Consider the following 18,445-nt stretch of genomic DNA (forward strand, 5'->3'; position numbering starts at 1 on the left):
CCGACCTTGGCAAGGTCGTGCTCTACCAACTGAGCTATTCCCGCGTTTGCTTGTTGCCAAACAACGGGGCGTATTTTACGGATTTATCTTATTGTGTCAAATAAAATTCGTAAAAAATTTTTTTGATTGGTTAAAAATAATTCAAAAACAAAAGGTGCGATTAAAATAACCGCACCTTTTATTTAAAATTTAGTCAATTCTATAATTCAATGTTATCTAACAAGCTACCTTTCGCTGCTTTCAAGTATTGGAGCATTGACCACACTGTTAAAATTGCCGCCAAGTAGAGTAGTATTATTGCCAATGTTTCCATATAAACGTTATATCGCCAGAGTAATCCACCTAAAGCTAGCATTTGAGAGGTGGTTTTTACTTTTCCCAGCCATGAAACAGCTACTTTATTACGTTCACCCAACTCAGCCATCCATTCACGTAAAGCAGAGATAATGATTTCACGTGAAATCATAATAATCGCAGGGATGGTAATCCAGAAAGAATGTTGATATTCCACAATTAATACAAGCGCAGTAATAACCATTACTTTATCAGCTACAGGATCAAGGAAAGCACCGAAGCGAGTTGTTTGTTTTAATTTTCGAGCAAGATAGCCATCAAACCAGTCAGTGACACCCGCGATAAAGAAAATAAGAGTGGTAATAAAAGGCGCTGAAGGGATAGGGAGATAAAACGCCAAGACGAAGAATGGGATTAAAATCACTCGGAGAATCGTCAGGAAAATGGGAATATTATATTTCATAAAAATAACCGCACTTTGGTTAAAGATACGTTCATTTTAAAGGATCTACAAAAATAAAAAAAGCCACTTAATGTGGCTTTTTCTTAAAAATTAAAGTTTGTCAGCGTTTTGTTTCAAGTATTTAGCAACACCTTCAGGGCTGTCTTTCATACCTTCTTTGCCTTTTTCCCATTGAGCTGGGCAAACTTCACCGTGTTCTTCGTGGAATTGTAACGCATCTACCATACGTAACATTTCATCGATGTTACGACCTAATGGTAAGTCGTTTACGATTTGGTGACGAACAACACCGTTTTTGTCGATTAAGAATGAAGCACGTAATGCCACACCTTCTTCGGGATGTTCAATACCGTATGCTTTAGCGATTTCGTGTTTAACGTCAGCTGCTAATGCATATTTAACTGCACCGATACCGCCGTTTTCAGTTGGGGTATTACGCCATGCATTGTGAGTGAATTCTGAGTCGATAGAAACACCAACCACTTCAACACCACGTTTTTTGAATTCTTCATAACGGTGGTCGAATGCAATTAATTCAGATGGGCAAACGAAAGTAAAGTCTAATGGGTAGAAGAATAATACCGCCGCTTTACCATTAACGTGTTTTTTGAAATTGAAGTTGTTAACGATTTCACCATTGCCTAAAACTGCAGAGGAAGTAAAATCTGGAGCTTGACGAGTTACTAATACCATAGTCATAATTCCTATATAAATGTTAATAAAAATTTTGCTAACGCAAAAACTCGGTAGTATTCTAAAAAAATTGACCGCACTTTAACAGCTGTTTTTATCTATTGAATTAATTAATATTGTCTAAGTTACAGGTGAAATATATGTCAGAACATCATACTTTATCAACCACACTGGTTCATGCCGGACGTAAAAAACGTTTTACCCAAGGGGCGGTAAACCCGGTAGTCCAACGTGCTTCTTCTTTAGTGTTTGACACTATTGCTGATAAAAAACATTGTACAAAAAATCGTTACAAGGGAGAGCTTTTCTATGGACGCCGTGGCACGTTAACGCACTTTGCACTTCAAGATTTAATGTGTGAAATGGAAGGCGGAGCGGGTTGCTATCTTTATCCTTGTGGTGCCGCAGCGGTAACCAATGCTATTTTATCATTTGTAGAAACTGGCGATCACGTTTTAATGACCGGTGCGGCTTATGAGCCAACACAAGATTTTTGCAATGTGATTTTGAAAAAAATGCATATTGATACGACCTATTATGATCCAATGATAGTCACGGAGATTGCGAAACTTGTGCAGCCAAATACGAAAGTCTTATTTTTAGAGTCACCAAGTTCTTTAACAATGGAAGTGCCAGATATTCCTGCTATTGTTAAAGCCGTTCGAGCCGTGAGCCCTGAAATCGTCATTATGATCGATAATACATGGGCAGGAGGCGTACTATTCAAAGCGTTAGAACACGGTATTGATATTTCCATTCAAGCAGGAACGAAATATTTAGTGGGGCATTCTGATATTATGATCGGCACTGCTGTGGCTAATACACGTACTTGGGATAAATTGCGCGAGCATTCCTATTTAATGGGACAAATGGTCGATGCCGATTCCGCTTATACGACGGCTCGTGGTATTCGTACTTTAGGTGTGCGATTAAAACAACATCACGAAAGTAGTTTAAAAGTGGCCAAATGGTTAAGTGAACAACCACAAGTTAAAGCAGTGTATCATCCTGCGTTACCAAGCTGTCCAGGTCATGAAAACTTTAAACGTGATTTTACGGGTGCAAGCGGTTTATTCTCTTTTGAATTACATAAACGTTTAAATGACGAAGAGATTTCTGCCTTTATGGATCACTTTGAACTGTTCACGATGGCTTATTCTTGGGGTGGGTTTGAATCACTCATTTTATGCAATCAACCAGAAGAAATTGCGAAAATTCGTCCAGGTATTGAGCGTAAATTAACGGGTTCATTAATTCGTGTTCATATTGGATTTGAAGACACGGATGAATTAATAGCTGATCTTCAAGCGGGCTTTGAACGAATCAAATAAGAAAGAGGGCTGTTTATGTAAACAGCCCTTATTTACTCAATCTTTGAGTTGATTTATCATAGTCAGCATTTTTAGCAACTAGAGAAGAACAATGAAACATATTCATATTTTAGGTATCTGCGGGACTTTTATGGGCGGTGTCGCGATGATTGCCAAACAAATGGGTTATAAAGTCACAGGCTCAGATACTAATGTTTACCCGCCAATGAGCACTTTTTTACAAGAGCAGGGTATTGAAATTATTCCTAATTATGATGTGGCTCAACTTCAGCCTGCACCCGATATGGTGATTGTAGGAAATGCCATGAAGCGTGGAAATCCTTGCGTGGAATATGTTTTAGATAATGCCTTGCCTTACACATCAGGTCCACAATGGTTACACGACCATTTATTGCGCAACCGTTGGGTGTTAGCGGTTTCTGGTACACATGGTAAAACCACAACAACGGGGATGTTGACTTGGATTTTAGAACAAAATGGGCTAAAACCCGGTTTCTTAATCGGTGGTATTGCAGGGAATTTTGGTACCTCTGCTCGTTTAGGGGAAAGTGAGTTCTTCGTGATTGAAGCGGATGAATATGATACGGCGTTCTTTGATAAACGTTCTAAATTTGTACATTACAATCCAAAAACTTTGATCATCAACAATATCAGCTTCGATCATGCTGATATTTTCGACGATCTTCATGCGATCCAGCGTCAATTTCATCATATGATCAGAACTATTCCTTCTACAGGACGCGTTCTTTCTTTTGCAGATGAACAAAGCGTGAAAGAAACTCTCAATATGGGATGTTGGTCAGAACAACAATTTATCGGTAAAGATAAAGAATGGTTTGCGGAACGTATTACTAATGATTGTTCAGAATTTACCGTATTCCATCACGGTAAAAAAGTGGTTGAAGTGAAATGGAATATTGTTGGACAGCACAATATGCATAATGCTTTAATGGCTATTGCAGCAGCTTACCATGCAGGTGTGAAAATTGAAGATGCATGTCATGCATTAGGCAGCTTTATCAATGCAAAACGTCGTTTGGAGGTGAAAGGGGAAGTAAACGGGATTACGGTTTATGATGACTTTGCTCATCACCCTGAAGCCATTTTGGCAACACTTACTGCGTTGCGTGACAAAGTTGGCGGTGGCGTACGTATTCTTGCCGTATTAGAGCCCCGTTCAAACACCATGAAAATGGGCGTGCATAAAGATGAAATTGCACCCGCACTTGGACGTGCCGATGCCGTATTTATGCTACAACCAGATAATATTCCATGGGATGTGGCTGAAATTGCGGGACAATGTGTTCAACCGGCATACTACACAGGAAACGTTGATAAATTGGTGGATATGATTGTGGCAGAAGCAAAACCAACAGATCACATTCTTGTGATGTCAAATGGTAGCTTTGGCGGCATTCATCAAAAGATTTTAGATCGATTAAAATAATCTTAATGTAAAGTGCGGTCACAAATGAGAGTATTTTTGACCGCACTTTTTATCATCAAAAATAAGGAAATCACATGGCTGATCCACATATTCAATCTCCAATGGATGTTTGGGATAAACTCACCGTCATTATTTATCGCACAGGCTTTGTCATTGCGGCATTTAGCATCTTGGCTTTAACTTGGTATCCTCAACAGGCTCAAATTGTCGTGTTGGTTGCGGCAACTTGTTGTGCATCATCCCTTCATATTTATTTAAAGCATTTCCGCTTAACATTCCAATTTGCCACGTGGCTTGCACTCTTATGTGCGCTTTTAGGTTGGCATGAATTAGCACTGGGTGGTGCATTGGTCACACTTGGCGGTTTATGCTTTAAAGAATACTTCTGTTTTAGAGTACCGCTGTTAAATTTACAACCTGCATTTGTCGCCGCACTTTGGTTTGCTTGGGTATTTGAAGGTGGCTGGATTGCCCGAATTTTATCGTTGATCGTCGGTGGATTATTATTGATTCTTGCGGTTCAAAAATGGCGAATGCCATTGCATTTTGATATTGGCGATAAGACAAAGTATCAAATCTAATAAGATTGATGGATAAAGGAATAATGTTTCACAGCATTGTGCTTTTTTATTTCGATTAAATTTACCTTTATCCAAATACAAAAAAAGCACCGAAATTTCGGTGCTTTGTAATTTGGTTGCGGGGGCCGGATTTGAACCGACGGCCTTCGGGTTATGAGCCCGACGAGCTACCAAGCTGCTCCACCCCGCGTCTGATGGCGCGTAATATACTCGTTTCAAAAATTATTGCAAGATTTAAACTGAATTTGACTTTCCATTTGTTAAGAAAATAAACAATGTGAATATTAATTAATCATTTTATGAAATAGTGCTAGTCCTAAAAGGGAATTTTTGATAGCGTATGCAACTTTGTATTAGTTAGTTTAATTTAGGAAAATAAGAATGAAATTTCGTCAAAATCTCGCCGTAAAGATTCTCTCTGTGATGGCGGCTGTTTCAGTGCTTGCATCATGTGGTTCAGCACCAAGTAAAGTCTCTTCAAAAAATAATTCTAGCTTGCCGCGTACTGCGACAGGCGACGATCCTCAAAAATTTGGGGCAAAGTATAATGGACGTACTTATCAACAAGCTATTTTAAGTCCCGTAGCTTCCGTGGAGAATAAAAGTGCGGTCGTTAACCAAGGTGACTTTTTAACACAGTTGACGAATGTTCGTGATTATTCAAATTCATTAACAAATCGCTTTGCGGCGAATTATGGCAAAATCACTAACTGGGTACTTGCAGGGGCTAACGTGAATGAATTAGCACAATACGGCATTAACCCACAGATTATGAAAGGTTTCGATGGTTATCAAAACGTGTTGATGACAGGTTATTACTCACCGGTTATTCATGCTCGCCGTACTGCACAAGGCCAATATCAACATCCAATTTATGCGATGCCAAGCTATAAACGTTATAGCCGTGCAGAAATTTATAATGGTGCATTGGCTGGACAAGGCTTAGAACTCGCTTACAGTGATTCAATGATGGATAACTTCTTATTAGGCGTGCAGGGGAGTGGCTATGTTGATTACGGTGATGGCAATTTAAATTATTTAGCCTATGCGGGACAAAATGGCTATAAATATCAAGCGGTTGGTCGTTTGTTAGTAGAAGATGGTGAAATTCCAAAAGAAAAAATGTCTATCCAAGCAATTCGTGAATGGGGGAAAGCAAACCCATCTCGCGTACGAGAATTGTTAGAACGTAATCCATCTTATGTTTTCTTTAAAAACGATCCAACAGGCGAAGTGAAAGGTTCTGCAGGTGTACCTTTAGTGCCTATGGCTGCTGTCGCTTCTGACCGAAATGTCATTCCTTCTGGAACCGTATTATTGGTTGAAGTACCGGATATTGATAATGATGGTAACTGGATGGGTACACACAAATTACACTTAATGGTGGCACTTGATGTGGGCGGTGCGGTAAATGGTCACCATTTTGACTTGTATCGTGGTATTGGCGATCAGGCAGGCCATATCGCAGGTTTATCAAAACACTATGGACGCGTTTGGGTACTACAATAATGGCTCGTGTCGATAACTACGAACAACGTTTTGGCGGTATTGGTCGCCTTTACACACCAGAAGGCTTGGCACGCTTGCGTCAGGCTCATGTGTGCGTCATTGGTATTGGCGGCGTAGGTTCGTGGGTGGTGGAAGCGCTTGCGCGAAGTGGCGTAGGGCAGATCACCATGATTGATATGGATGATATTTGTGTCACCAATATTAATCGTCAGCTTCCTGCGTTAAGTGGTAATATTGGCAAGCTTAAAACGGAAGTGATGGCCGAGCGCGTTAAGCTGATTAATCCAGAATGTGTGGTGAATGTCATTGATGATTTCATCTCACCGGATAATCAAGCAGAATACTTAAATCGTGGCTATGATTATGTCATTGATGCGATTGATAGCGTGAAAACGAAAGCCGCCATGATTGCCTATTGCAAACGTAATAAAATCAAGATTATTACCATTGGTGGTGCAGGGGGGCAAACTGATCCTTCGAAAATCCAAATTGCTGATTTAAGTAAAACGATCCAAGATCCATTATTGGCGAAAGTGCGGTCAGTTTTACGCAAGGATTTCAATTTTACCCAAAATCCACAACGTAAGTTTGCAGTTGATGCGGTGTTTTCCAGCCAACCTCTGATTTTCCCTAAAATAGGCGATGGCTGTGAAGTATCAGCCACCATGAATTGTGCAAATGGCTTTGGAGCTGCAACTATGATAACCGCAACCTTTGGATTTTTTGCCGTTTCTCGGGTAATCGATAAGTTATTAAAATAAAGAAATGAAGCAACGTGAAAACGTTGCTTTTTCTTTATGAATGAAAGTATTTAACAAGATGAAGAAATATCACTTCATTTTTTTATTTGGAATGTTGCAATTTTATCAAAAAGGCGTAGTCTATGTTGGCTTTGAGAATAATTCCCAATAAAAGTAAGGAAACAAACATGAAACAAGTATTAAAAATGAGTGCAATTTCTACCGCACTTTTAACCCTTCCAATGATAGCAAATGCAGATGTATTGGCCTCCGTGAAACCGCTCGGTTTTATTACATCGTCTATTGCAAACGGTGTGACGGATACACAGGTTTTAGTACCAGCAGGTGCTTCTCCACATGATTACAGCTTAAAACTTTCAGATGTGCAAAAAGTGAAATCTGCAGATTTAGTGCTTTGGGTTGGTGAAGATATTGATGCTTTCTTAGCAAAACCAATTAGCCAAATTGATAGTAAAAAAGTCATCAATATTTCTGATATTCCAGAAATTAAACCGCTTTTAAGCAAAGTGCATCATGAGCATTATCATGAAGGTGATGAACACGAGCATGGACATGATCACAAACATGGACACGATCATAAACACGAGCATGGTCATGACCATCACGACCACGATGTGGATGAAAATGGGTTAAGCGTGAACTGGCATTTATGGTATTCACCAGCCATTAGCCAAATTGTGGCACAGAAAGTCGCGGATAAATTAACAGAACAACACCCGGATAAAAAAGAACTGATTGCGAAAAACTTAGCCGATTTTAACCGCACTTTGACTGAGCAAAGCGACAAGATCAAAGCACAATTAGCGCCACTTAAAGATAAAGGTTTCTTTGTGTTCCATGATGCTTATAGTTATTTCAATGATGCTTATGGTTTAAATCAAACCGGTTATTTCACTATTAATCCATTAGTGGCACCAGGCGCAAAAACCATTGCTCACATCAAAGAAGAGATTGAAGAACACCATGTAAATTGTCTTTTTGCTGAGCCTCAATTCACACCAAAAGTGATTGATTCGCTTGCACAAAGTACAAAAGTTAATGTTGGTCGTTTAGATCCTATTGGCGATAACGTACAGCTTGGTCCAAATTCCTACGCGAATTTCCTTCAAGCCACCGCTGATAGCTATGCTCAATGTTTAAGTAAATAATCTAATTTGCTTCTATCTTAAAAACAGCCTTTAAGGCTGTTTTTTATTGCCCCATCTAAATCGCCCGAATGATTTTCAATTTTTAAGAAATTTTCGCTTGTTTGAGCGAAGTGAGTTCGAAAATTTCTGTAAAGAAAATTGAAAGAGAATGAGGATTAGCGATTTAATTGGGGTGTGTTTTCTTTTGCCTACTTTGCTTTGCACAAGCAAAGAAAAGTAGGTCGCCTTAGGCGAAATCCTAATTAAAACTATGCTATAATCCGCCCAATTTTTCCCTATCGAGAAAACGCATGAAACAACTATTTGCCACAACTGCCCGTGGTTTTGAAGAACTCTTAAAAGTCGAACTAACAGAGCTTGGTGCAACGGAATGTAAAATTGCACAAGGCGGCGTACATTTTCAGGCTGATGATGAAACACTTTATCGTAGCTTATTATGGTCACGTTTAGCTTCACGTATTTTGTTACCTATTGTAAATGGCAAGGTATACAGTGATTTAGACTTATATTCAATTGTGACAGGGCAAGATTGGTTAAGTTATTTTGATGAGAAAGCTACATTTTTTGTCGATTTCAACGGGACAAACCAAGAGATTCGCCATACCCAATTTGGTGCGATGCGTGTGAAAGATGCCATTGTGGATTATTTTGAACGCCAAGGGAAAGCGCGCCCAAATGTGGATAAAGACTACCCAGATGTACGAATTCATGTTTATTTGAATAAAGAAGAGATCGTCGTTTCACTCGATTTAAGTGGAGAAGCATTACATTTACGTGGTTATCGTGAAGATACAGGACAAGCGCCTTTACGTGAAACCTTAGCCGCCGCGATTGTACTCCGTTCAGGTTGGAAAAAAGGGACACCTTTAGTGGATCCAATGTGCGGTTCGGGTACTTTGTTAATCGAAGCAGCACAGATGGAAGCACAAATTGCGCCGCAATTACATCGTTTACATTGGGGCTTTGATTGCTGGAAAGGGCATAATCAAGATGCTTGGGATAAGGTAAAAGCAGAAGCGGTACAGCAAGCGGAAACTTATTTTAATCAAAATCCTAAACCACATTTTTATGGTTTTGATCTCGATCATCGCGTACTGAAAAAAGCACAAAAGAATGCACAAAATGCAGGTGTGGCACATTTAATTCAGTGGAAACAAGGTGATGTCGCCGCATTAAAAAATCCAAGTCCAGATGAAGTGGGAACGGTGATTTGTAATCCCCCTTACGGTGAGCGTTTAGGCACAACGCCTGCTTTGATTGCACTATATTCAGTCTTTGGACAACGTCTTAAAAATGAATTTGGTGGTTGGAATGCGTCGATTTTCAGTAGTGAATCTACGTTGCTTGATTGCTTGCGTATGCGTTCACATCGTCAATTTAAAGCGAAAAATGGTCCATTAGATTGTGTTCAGAAGAATTATCAAATTTCTGAACGCAAAGAAAGTGCGGTTGAAAATCCGCTTGAATTTGACCGCACTTCAACGGTCGCGGTGGATTTTGCGAATCGCTTGCAAAAAAATATCAAGAAAATTGAAAAATGGGCGAAACAGCAAGGCCTTGATGCCTATCGTTTATATGATGCAGATTTACCAGAATATAATGTGGCGGTGGATCGTTATGGCGATCATATCGTGGTGCAAGAGTATGCCGCACCGAAAAATATTGATGAAAATAAAGCACGTCAGCGTTTATTGGATGCAGTGACTGCAACCTTGCAAGTCACTGGTATTGAAACCAATAAACTGATTTTGAAAGTGCGTCAAAAACAAAAAGGCACGAATCAATATGAAAAATTGGCCAATAAAGGCGAATATTTCTATGTGAATGAATACGGTGCACGGCTTTGGGTGAATCTAACGGATTACTTGGATACAGGATTATTCTTGGATCATCGCTTAACCCGTAAAATGGTTGGTGAAATGGCAAAAGGCAAAGATTTCCTCAATCTTTTCGCTTATACCGGTTCCGCAACAGTGCATGCGGCATTAGGTGGGGCAAAATCGACAACAACCGTGGATATGTCAAACACCTATTTAAACTGGGCAGAGCAAAACCTAATTTTAAATGATATCGAAGGCAAGCAGCACAAGCTCATTCAGGCAGATTGTTTGCAGTGGTTAGAGAAATGTGATCGCCAGTTTGATTTGATTTTCGTGGATCCGCCAACATTCTCGAATTCTAAACGTATGGAAGACAGTTGGGATGTACAACGTGACCACATAAAATTAATGCGTAATCTTAAGCATATTTTACGTCCTAACGGCACCATCGTATTCTCGAATAATAAACGAGGTTTTAAAATGGATTTTGAGGCGTTAGATGAATTGGGATTAAGTGCGGTCGAAATTTCAGCGAAAACCTTACCGCTTGATTTTGAGCGTAATAAACAAATCCATAATTGCTGGATAGTGACAATGAAAGCCTAATAAAAAGCCCGATAATAATTTATCGGGCTTTTTTATTATTCGACTTCTTTTTGCTTTTCGGCTTCAGAATCATCATGAAGAAGGGTTTCAACCGCAGTTTCGTCATTGGTGTCGTCTTCTTTTTCTAAAATCTCAGCCGTTTCCTCATTGAGTGCTTCAGCATCAGAATGTGGTTTAATGAAAGGTTTTGGCATCCAATATTTTCGGATGATGTCCGTTGAAAAACCGTGTAAAACTTCTTCATTTAAACGTTCTTGGTCTAAATAACGAACTTCTGCAATGACCTCATCGGCTTCAATTTTATTGATACCTAGTTGCATCAAGGTCGCGTGGCTGAGCGTGAGTGCAGACTCAAAGGTTTCACGTACAATAAAGTCTACATCCCGTTTAATCAGGCTTACGGTTGTTTTACGGTCATAAGTTCGCGCCAAAATAGGGAGTTTCGGATAAGCGTCTTTCAAATTCTGAACAATGCTTTCAATACGATCTGTATCGTTAATCCCGATAACGACACATTTCGCTTTTTCGATACCCGCAGCACGTAATACATCAAGGCGAATACCATCACCGTAATAAACTTTAAAACCAAATTTGGCTGCCGCACGGATGTTTTCGATATTACGGTCAATCACCGAGACGTTAATACCACGAACAAGAAGCGATTGACAGACGATTTGGCTGAAACGACCAAAACCAATTACGAGCACGCTATCTTCTAAATCCACAATTGGATCGAGATCGCTAGTATCGACTTTTTCCTCTTGATTTACTGATTTGCGTTGGTTGATTTTACGCATCAATAAACCAATCAATGGAGAGAATAGCATCGAAATAATGACTGCTGCAGTAAAAGTTGCATTTTGATCTTTTGTCATTACACCCGCCGTAGTTGCAGCAGAGAAGAGTACGAATGCAAATTCACCACCGTGCGCCATAATGGTCATTCGTCCAACGGATTCTTTTCGGTCAAGTTTCGTAATACGTGCAACAGTGTAAACGGCCAAGGCTTTGCCGATGATATAAAGGCACACAATACCCAATAACCAAAGTGCATTGTCGAACACCAAGGTTAAATCAAGTGACATCCCTACGCCCATAAAGAAGAGACCGAGCAATAGACCACGGAACGGTTCAATATCCGCTTCGAGCTGGTGACGGAATGCAGATTCTGAAAGCATCACACCGGCAACGAATGCGCCCATCGCCATTGAAAGCCCGCTCGCTTCCATGGCTAATGCAGCACCTAATACCACAAGCAAGGCGGCAGCTGTCATCATTTCACGAATGTGAGCTTTGGAAATTAAGCGGAAAATTGGGTTCATTAACCATTTGCCCGCAACCACTAAACCGACAACGGCACCAAGTGCAATAGCAATAGATGTCCAGTTGGTTTGATGTTCAATGTGTTTGGTTTCAGGCGTTAAAAAGGCAATAGAAGCCAATAATGGCACAATGGATAAATCTTCAAAAATTAAGGTAGAAATCACCCGTTGGCCTTTTGGCGTGTTCGTAATCCCGCGTTCTTCTAATACCTGCATTACGATAGCAGTAGAGGAGAGCGTAAAGCCCATACCTGCAATAAACGCGACTTCTTTTGGAAGATTTAAAATATAGATACCGGCAAAGGTAAGTAGTGCACCACATAGCCCTACTTGTAGAAAACCTCGCCCGAAGATTGCTTTTCTCATTGCCCATAGGCGTTCGGGATGCATCTCCAAACCGATAATGAATAAGAACATCACCACGCCCAGTTCCGCCATATGGAGAACCGATTCTGCATCTTTTACTACGCCGAAAACGGAAGGACCAATTAAACAGCCTGCCACTAAATAACCTAATACGCTACCTAAGCCAATACGCTTAAACAGCGGCACAATGGTTACACTGGTAGCAAGTAGAACAACAGTTTTAATTAATTCAGGGCTGACGGCATTCGACATAGGGCAAAGAAACCTTAGTAAAAACAGGGAGTATGAGAAGAAAGTTCTCTTGTATTCTAGCCTTTTTTAGGTAAATAAAAAACACAGAAAAGCAAGAAATTGGTATAATTTACAAAAACTTTACATGCCAAAAAATGGTCAGTTTTCTGACCGCACTTTAGAGGTATTATGTCATTACAATTCAATATGATAGCGTTGTTGTTGGTTTTCTTAATCATTTTAGGTTTAATGAGTCAAAACAGCGCAATCACCATTTCAGCGGCTGTGTTATTAATCATGCAGCAAACCTTATTATCCAAATACATTCCCATACTTGAGCAATACGGGATAAAAATTGGGATCATCATTTTAACGATTGGTGTGCTTGCGCCGTTAGTGTCGGGAAAAATCCAACTGCCCGATCTCAGTTCATTTTTAAACTGGAAAATGGGTGTTTCTATTTTAACTGGGGTATTCGTCGCATGGCTTGCGGGGAAAGGGGTGCCATTAATGAGTGAACAACCTGTTTTGGTGACAGGATTATTAATTGGTACGATTATTGGTGTGTCTTTCTTAGGCGGTATTCCGGTGGGACCTCTAATCGCCGCAGGGATTTTAGCGGTATTAATAGGAAAATTTTAAATGAAAAACAAATGGTTATTTATCGCGGGATTAAGCGGTTTTTTGTGTGTGACGATTGGTGCTTTTGCGGCACATGGATTAAGTAAGGTTTTAGAACCTAAAGAATTAGCGTGGATTGAAACGGGTGTGAAATATCAAATGTTCCACACCATTGCGATTTTTGCGATTGGCATTTTGCAATTATGCCGGGAAGCATTGGTTGCAAACAAAATAGTTAATCTTGCTGCAGGCGCTTGGGCGTACGGTATTCTTCTTTTTAGCGGCAGTCTTTATGCACTTGCCCTTGGAGCGGGAAAGTTCCTTGTGTGGGTAACGCCAATTGGCGGAACGTTATTTTTAATTGGTTGGCTTTGCTTGGCTTACGGTGGTTTTAAAAGTAAATCAGTATGAAGAATAAATTAGTCAAACGTGAATTAAACCCGATACAACAATCTCTCTTTTCGAAACTCAAGGATATCATGCTGGTGGATCAACGTCGTTTATCTGCCCGAATTCATGGGATTGGAAAAATTAAAAGCCAAGAGGCTCAACAAGCCGTTGCTGCTGAAATTCAGCTGCAGATTGAACAGGCTCAATTACGTGTAGAAAATCGTAAAAGTGCGGTTAAAAATCCCATTGTTTTTCCAGAGAGTTTGCCCGTTAGCCAACGTAAAGCAGAAATTCAAAAACTACTTTCTGAACATCAGGTCATTGTAGTGGCAGGGGAAACAGGTTCGGGGAAAACCACCCAATTGCCAAAGATGTGTTTGGAATTAGGTTTCGGCAATTTGGGCATGATTGGTCATACTCAACCACGCCGTATTGCCGCTCGTTCGGTGGCAGCACGTATTGCAGAAGAGCTGGAAACAGAGCTTGGTGGTTTAGTCGGTTATAAAGTTCGTTTTAACGATAAAATCAGTGATGATACACAAATCAAGTTGATGACCGATGGGATCTTATTAGCAGAAATTCAAAACGATCGTTTTCTCAATCAATATTCTTGTTTGATTATCGATGAAGCCCACGAACGTAGCCTAAATAACGATTTTATTCTCGGTTATCTGAAACAGCTTTTACCACATCGTCGTGATTTAAAACTTATCATCACCTCTGCAACTATTGATGTGGAACGTTTTTCCAAACATTTCAACAATGCCCCAATTATCGAAGTCTCGGGCAGAACCTACCCCGTTGAAGTGCGTTATCGTCCCGTAGTGGAGGAAGACGATCAAGATCAGCTACAAGGCATTCTTAATGCGGTGGATGAACTGCAAGCAGAAGGCCGTGGCGATATTTTGATCTTTATGAACGGTGAGCGAGAAATTCGCGATACCGCCGAAGCCTTACAAAAACAAAATCTAAAACATACGGAAATTCTACCGCTCTTTGCTCGCTTGTCTGCACAAGAACAAAATAAAATTTTCCATCCAAGTGGTTTAAATCGCATTGTATTAGCGACCAACGTCGCGGAAACTTCATTGACCGTGCCAGGCATTAAATATGTAATTGACCCCGGTACCGCGCGGATTTCCCGTTATAGCTATCGCACCAAAGTACAACGTTTACCGATTGAACCCATTTCACAGGCATCTGCTAATCAGCGTAAAGGCCGTTGTGGTCGTGTGAGCGAGGGGATTTGTATTCGTTTGTATTCGGAAGAGGATTTTAATTCTCGTCCGGAGTTTACCGATCCTGAAATTCTTCGCACCAATTTAGCCTCTGTTATTTTACAAATGACGGCATTGGGCTTAGATGATATTGAAGCTTTCCCGTTTGTTGATGCGCCAGATAAACGCCATATTCAAGATGGTATAAAACTGTTGGAAGAATTGGGTGCGTTTGAAATGGTTCGCACCAAAGCGGGCGAGAAACGTCAATTAACCTCAGTAGGTCGTCAATTAGCTCAACTCCCTGTGGACCCTCGTTTGGCGAAGATGTTGCTGACTGCTGTCTCACAAGGTGCATTGCATGAAGTGATGATTATTGTCGCCGCGTTATCCATTCAAGATCCGCGTGAGCGCCCACAAGAAAAACAACAAGCTTCCGATGAAAAACATCGTCGTTTTGCCGATAAAAAATCGGATTTCTTGGCTTTCCTCAATCTTTGGCGTTATCTGCAAGAACAACAAAAAGAATTAAGTAAAAACCAATTCCGTCGTCAATGCCAAAAGGATTTCTTAAATTATTTACGTATTCGCGAATGGCAGGATATTTATCATCAAATTCGTCTAACAGTGCGTGAAATGGGCTTGCCGATTAATTCGGAAAAAGCAGAATATCAGCAAATTCATACCGCACTTTTAAGCGGCTTGCTTTCTCATATCGGTTTAAAAGAAGCGGAGAAACAACAATATCTTGGTGCACGTAATGCCCATTTTGCGATTTTCCCTAATTCTGTACTTTTCAAAAAACAGCCTAAATGGGTGATGGCGGCAGAATTAGTGGAAACCTCCAAACTTTGGGGGCGTATGGTGGCGGAAATAGAACCTGAATGGATTGAGCCGCTAGCCGAGCATTTAATTAAAAAATCCTATTCCGAACCGCGTTGGTCGAAATCTCGTGGCGCGGTGATTGCCGATGAAAAAGTGACGCTTTACGGTGTGCCGATTGTGGCTGCTCGACCAGTGAATTACGGTTCTATTGATCCGACGGTAAGCCGCGAGATCTTTATTCAATCAGCCTTAGTGGAAGGGGATTGGAATACCAAACATAAATTCTTCAAAGAAAATCAACGACTCGTTCGAGAAGTAGAAGAGTTGGAACACAAAAGCCGCCGCCGCGATATTTTGGTGGATGATCGCACGCTTTTTGAATTTTACGATCAGCGTATTGGCACGGAAGTAGTTTCCCAAAAACATTTTGATACCTGGTGGAAAAAAGCGCAGCAAAAAGATCCTGAATTGCTTAATTTTGAACGCTCATTCTTGATTAATGATGATGCGGAACAGGTGAGCAAGCTGGATTTCCCGAATTTCTGGCATCAAGGCAATTTGAAACTCAAACTGACGTATCAATTTGAACCGGGTACCGATGCAGACGGCGTGACGGTGCATATTCCGTTGCCATTGCTCAACCAAGTGGAAATGACAGGCTTTGACTGGCAAATTCCAGGCTTGCGTGAAGAATTAGTGATTGCGCTGATTAAATCGCTGCCGAAATCTTATCGTCGTAATTTCGTGCCAGCACCTAATTATGCCCAAGCTTTTTTAAGTCGAGCAGTGCCGCTGGAGAAACCATTATTAGATACGCTAATTTATGAATTACGTCGTATGACGGGCGTCACCGTAGAAGCAGAACATTGGAATTGGGAACAAATTCCAAGCCATTTGAAAATGACTTTCCGTGTGGTGGATGAAAACGGCAAGAAAATTGCCGAATCCATGAATTTGGATGAGCTGAAATTCAACTTAAAAGATCGTGTGCAGGAAAGTATTTCTGCTGTGGCAGATGATGGCATTGAGCAAAGCGGGCTGCATATTTGGAGTTTTGCAGATTTACCACAATGCTACGAACAAAAACAACGAGGTTTTAGCGTCAAAGCGTTCCCTGCCATTGTGGATGAAAAAGATGCCGTAGGTATCAAACTATTTGAAACAGAGTTTGAACAAGCAGTGGCGATGCAGCAAGGTTTGCGCCGCTTGTTGTTGCTCAATGTACCGTCACCGATTAAATATCTGCATGAAAAATTGCCGAATAAAGCTAAATTGGGGCTGTATTTTACCCCGTTCGGTCGCGTGTTGGATTTGATCGATGACTGTATCGCTTGTGCAGTGGATAAGCTGATTGCCGATTTTGGCGGTTTTGTGTGGGATGAAGCAGGCTTTCAAAAATTGCGTGATTTCGTTCGAGAAAATCTGAACGAAGTGACCGTAGATATTGCGCAGAAAGTGGAGCAAATTCTCTCCCTTAACCATGCCTTAAACCAACGTTTAAAAGGCAAAATGGATTTCACTATGGCTTTTGCCTTTTCTGATATTAAGGCGCAGTTAGGCGGATTGATTTATCCAGGTTTTGTGCAAAAGAGCGGTTATGATCGCCTACCGGATTTACAACGTTATTTACAAGCCATTGATAAACGTATCGATAAACTGGCTCAAGATGTGAATCGTGATCGTGCTGCGATGCTACGCGTAGAGCAAGTACAACAGGCTTACCAACAATTACTGGCTAAACTGCCAAAATCTAAACCAATTTCTGATGAAGTCGCGGAAATTCGCTATATGATTGAGGAATTGCGCGTGAGTTTATTTGCGCAGCAATTAGGCACGAAGTATCAGGTGTCGGATAAGCGGATTTTGAATTTGATTGTAGGGTATTAAAAATAATTTATGACAGATAAGAATAAGGTATTTGATACCATTGTTAGTTTTTTTAGATCTAAGTTAGGAATATTGACTGTAATAGGGAGTATTGTCATTGGATTAGATAGTTTCCTTGGTAGTATTCTTAACTTTCCAGAACATTATGAAAAATTTAAGAATGATTATGTATATGATCATTTTTTAAGTGGTACTTGGAGTACAAGCACAGATTATGTTGTAGATCATAAAGAACTAAATATTCCATATAATCAAACACTCTTTATTTTCGATATAGATGTTGATGAAAAGGATAATTCTATTAATGGTATGGTTCGTTCTCCTGAATTATGTAACTATAATCCTCTTACTGAGATTTTTAGAATAAATAGTGATGAGCCGAGTTTGTATAATGTATTTTTTAAAAGAAAGTTAAATATAGAATATTTAGTTGATGGGGGATATGTACCTTTTGCTAGTTTTAGTATAGAGAATATAGATAAAAAATCAGGTGTTATGACATTAAAAAAATTAAATGATATTAGTAAGGTATTACCTGATTTTTTGTATCTGACAAATAAAAATGAACCGTCAGAAGAAGAGCTTAATGATTTATTGGAAGAATGTATGAAACATAGATTTGAGCTTATTGATAAAATTAAATCTTCTACCAGTAATGAAAAATAAAATAATAATTTATAAATTTTTTAAGTGCATTCCAAAATAGTGTAAGCATTGATACTTATTTATTCTAAGTATAGACACTTGATGTATTGCTTAGTTTTCAAAAGTGCGGTCGTTTTCTCAAACATTTTTTAACTTCAAAAATTCCATCAAAACCAACCGCACTTTCTCCCTAAAACTCTTTTTGTGATCTACCTCAAATTTTCGTATTGAACTGATTTACAACTGCCAATTCAATCGCTATCTTGCTGATATTATTATTTTAATAAA

14 protein-coding genes and 1 tRNA gene are annotated in these 18,445 nt (G+C 39.9%); 11 read left to right on the plus strand and 4 right to left on the minus strand.

All coding sequences use genetic code 11. The features are described from left to right. Positions 1-199 precede the first annotated feature (199 nt). Both pgsA and AC979_RS00260 read right to left on the minus strand, forming a co-directional pair. Positions 200-757: a CDP-diacylglycerol--glycerol-3-phosphate 3-phosphatidyltransferase gene (gene pgsA / locus AC979_RS00255; RefSeq protein WP_049365349.1), complete on the minus strand. Its 558-nt coding sequence runs from the start codon at positions 755-757 to the stop codon at positions 200-202. 90 nt (positions 758-847) lie between these two features. After that, positions 848-1,450: a peroxiredoxin C gene (locus tag AC979_RS00260; RefSeq protein ID WP_049370140.1), complete on the minus strand. Its 603-nt coding sequence runs from the start codon at positions 1,448-1,450 to the stop codon at positions 848-850. Positions 1,451-1,590: 140 nt separating this feature from the next. On the opposite strand from AC979_RS00260, the gene metC reads away from it, so the two are divergent. From metC to AC979_RS00275, 3 genes are all read left to right on the plus strand, one after another. Continuing rightward, entirely contained in the window at positions 1,591-2,781 is a 1,191-nt protein-coding gene (gene metC, locus AC979_RS00265; RefSeq protein WP_049372389.1) for a cystathionine beta-lyase, read from the plus strand. A 91-nt stretch (positions 2,782-2,872) separates the two neighbouring features. Further along, positions 2,873-4,228, plus strand: coding sequence for a UDP-N-acetylmuramate:L-alanyl-gamma-D-glutamyl-meso-diaminopimelate ligase (gene mpl, locus AC979_RS00270; RefSeq protein ID WP_049372390.1), 1,356 nt, complete (start codon positions 2,873-2,875; stop codon positions 4,226-4,228). A gap of 74 nt (positions 4,229-4,302) precedes the next feature. Then, positions 4,303-4,809, plus strand: a complete 507-nt coding sequence (locus AC979_RS00275) for a DUF2301 domain-containing membrane protein (RefSeq protein WP_049372391.1) — start codon at positions 4,303-4,305, stop codon at positions 4,807-4,809. A gap of 113 nt (positions 4,810-4,922) precedes the next feature. Here the strand turns inward: AC979_RS00275 and AC979_RS00280 are convergent. Further along, positions 4,923-4,999: transfer RNA gene (locus tag AC979_RS00280), tRNA-Met, on the minus strand. Between the two features lie 191 nt (positions 5,000-5,190). Here AC979_RS00280 and mltA point away from each other — a divergent pair. The 4 genes from mltA to rlmKL all read left to right on the plus strand — a co-directional run bounded on the left by mltA (position 5,191) and on the right by rlmKL (position 10,653). Next, entirely contained in the window at positions 5,191-6,318 is a 1,128-nt protein-coding gene (gene mltA, locus AC979_RS00285; RefSeq protein WP_049372392.1) for a murein transglycosylase A, read from the plus strand. Further along, positions 6,318-7,079, plus strand: a complete 762-nt coding sequence (tcdA, locus tag AC979_RS00290; protein WP_049372393.1) for a tRNA cyclic N6-threonylcarbamoyladenosine(37) synthase TcdA — start codon at positions 6,318-6,320, stop codon at positions 7,077-7,079. Before mltA ends, tcdA begins: the two co-directional genes overlap by 1 nt. 167 nt (positions 7,080-7,246) lie before the next feature. After that, the gene (znuA, locus tag AC979_RS00295) at positions 7,247-8,227 is read left to right on the plus strand and encodes a zinc ABC transporter substrate-binding protein ZnuA (RefSeq protein WP_049372394.1); all 981 of its coding nucleotides are present in this window, start codon (positions 7,247-7,249) and stop codon (positions 8,225-8,227) included. A 290-nt stretch (positions 8,228-8,517) separates the two neighbouring features. Then, entirely contained in the window at positions 8,518-10,653 is a 2,136-nt protein-coding gene (gene rlmKL / locus AC979_RS00300) for a bifunctional 23S rRNA (guanine(2069)-N(7))-methyltransferase RlmK/23S rRNA (guanine(2445)-N(2))-methyltransferase RlmL (RefSeq protein ID WP_049372395.1), read from the plus strand. A 35-nt stretch (positions 10,654-10,688) separates the two neighbouring features. Here rlmKL and AC979_RS00305 read toward each other — a convergent pair whose 3' ends face one another. Further along, positions 10,689-12,593, minus strand: a complete 1,905-nt coding sequence (locus AC979_RS00305; RefSeq protein ID WP_049372396.1) for a monovalent cation:proton antiporter-2 (CPA2) family protein — start codon at positions 12,591-12,593, stop codon at positions 10,689-10,691. A gap of 168 nt (positions 12,594-12,761) precedes the next feature. Between AC979_RS00305 and AC979_RS00310 the strand changes: the two genes are divergently transcribed. From AC979_RS00310 to AC979_RS00325, 4 genes are read left to right on the plus strand one after another with little or no spacing between them, the layout of a single operon-like run. Further along, complete coding sequence (locus AC979_RS00310; RefSeq protein WP_049372397.1) at positions 12,762-13,214, plus strand: DUF441 domain-containing protein; 453 nt, start codon at positions 12,762-12,764, stop codon at positions 13,212-13,214. Next, the gene (locus AC979_RS00315) at positions 13,215-13,604 is read left to right on the plus strand and encodes a DUF423 domain-containing protein (protein WP_049372398.1); all 390 of its coding nucleotides are present in this window, start codon (positions 13,215-13,217) and stop codon (positions 13,602-13,604) included. After that, positions 13,601-17,512, plus strand: a complete 3,912-nt coding sequence (gene hrpA, locus AC979_RS00320) for an ATP-dependent RNA helicase HrpA (RefSeq protein ID WP_049372399.1) — start codon at positions 13,601-13,603, stop codon at positions 17,510-17,512. The genes AC979_RS00315 and hrpA overlap by 4 nt, the downstream gene beginning before the upstream one ends. A gap of 9 nt (positions 17,513-17,521) precedes the next feature. After that, positions 17,522-18,178 (plus strand): hypothetical protein, encoded by a 657-nt coding sequence (locus AC979_RS00325; RefSeq protein ID WP_049365367.1) that lies wholly within the window; start codon positions 17,522-17,524, stop codon positions 18,176-18,178. The last annotated feature ends 267 nt before the right edge of the window (positions 18,179-18,445 follow it).

Source organism: Parahaemophilus parainfluenzae, from assembly GCF_001053575.1.
Classification (GTDB): domain Bacteria; phylum Pseudomonadota; class Gammaproteobacteria; order Enterobacterales; family Pasteurellaceae; genus Haemophilus_D; species Haemophilus_D parainfluenzae_S.

What these genes read in the sequence shown, in the direction of transcription:
- AC979_RS00305 (WP_049372396.1), bottom strand. Translation starts at nt 12,593, where the DNA reads ATGTCGAATGCCGTCAGCCCTGAATTAATTAAAACTGTTGTTCTACTT.
- rlmKL (WP_049372395.1), top strand. Translation starts at nt 8,518, where the DNA reads ATGAAACAACTATTTGCCACAACTGCCCGTGGTTTTGAAGAACTCTTA.
- tcdA (WP_049372393.1), top strand. Translation starts at nt 6,318, where the DNA reads ATGGCTCGTGTCGATAACTACGAACAACGTTTTGGCGGTATTGGTCGC.
- metC (WP_049372389.1), top strand. Translation starts at nt 1,591, where the DNA reads ATGTCAGAACATCATACTTTATCAACCACACTGGTTCATGCCGGACGT.
- znuA (WP_049372394.1), top strand. Translation starts at nt 7,247, where the DNA reads ATGAAACAAGTATTAAAAATGAGTGCAATTTCTACCGCACTTTTAACC.
- mpl (WP_049372390.1), top strand. Translation starts at nt 2,873, where the DNA reads ATGAAACATATTCATATTTTAGGTATCTGCGGGACTTTTATGGGCGGT.
- AC979_RS00260 (WP_049370140.1), bottom strand. Translation starts at nt 1,450, where the DNA reads ATGGTATTAGTAACTCGTCAAGCTCCAGATTTTACTTCCTCTGCAGTT.
- AC979_RS00275 (WP_049372391.1), top strand. Translation starts at nt 4,303, where the DNA reads ATGGCTGATCCACATATTCAATCTCCAATGGATGTTTGGGATAAACTC.
- mltA (WP_049372392.1), top strand. Translation starts at nt 5,191, where the DNA reads ATGAAATTTCGTCAAAATCTCGCCGTAAAGATTCTCTCTGTGATGGCG.
- AC979_RS00315 (WP_049372398.1), top strand. Translation starts at nt 13,215, where the DNA reads ATGAAAAACAAATGGTTATTTATCGCGGGATTAAGCGGTTTTTTGTGT.
- pgsA (WP_049365349.1), bottom strand. Translation starts at nt 757, where the DNA reads ATGAAATATAATATTCCCATTTTCCTGACGATTCTCCGAGTGATTTTA.
- hrpA (WP_049372399.1), top strand. Translation starts at nt 13,601, where the DNA reads ATGAAGAATAAATTAGTCAAACGTGAATTAAACCCGATACAACAATCT.
- AC979_RS00310 (WP_049372397.1), top strand. Translation starts at nt 12,762, where the DNA reads ATGTCATTACAATTCAATATGATAGCGTTGTTGTTGGTTTTCTTAATC.
- AC979_RS00325 (WP_049365367.1), top strand. Translation starts at nt 17,522, where the DNA reads ATGACAGATAAGAATAAGGTATTTGATACCATTGTTAGTTTTTTTAGA.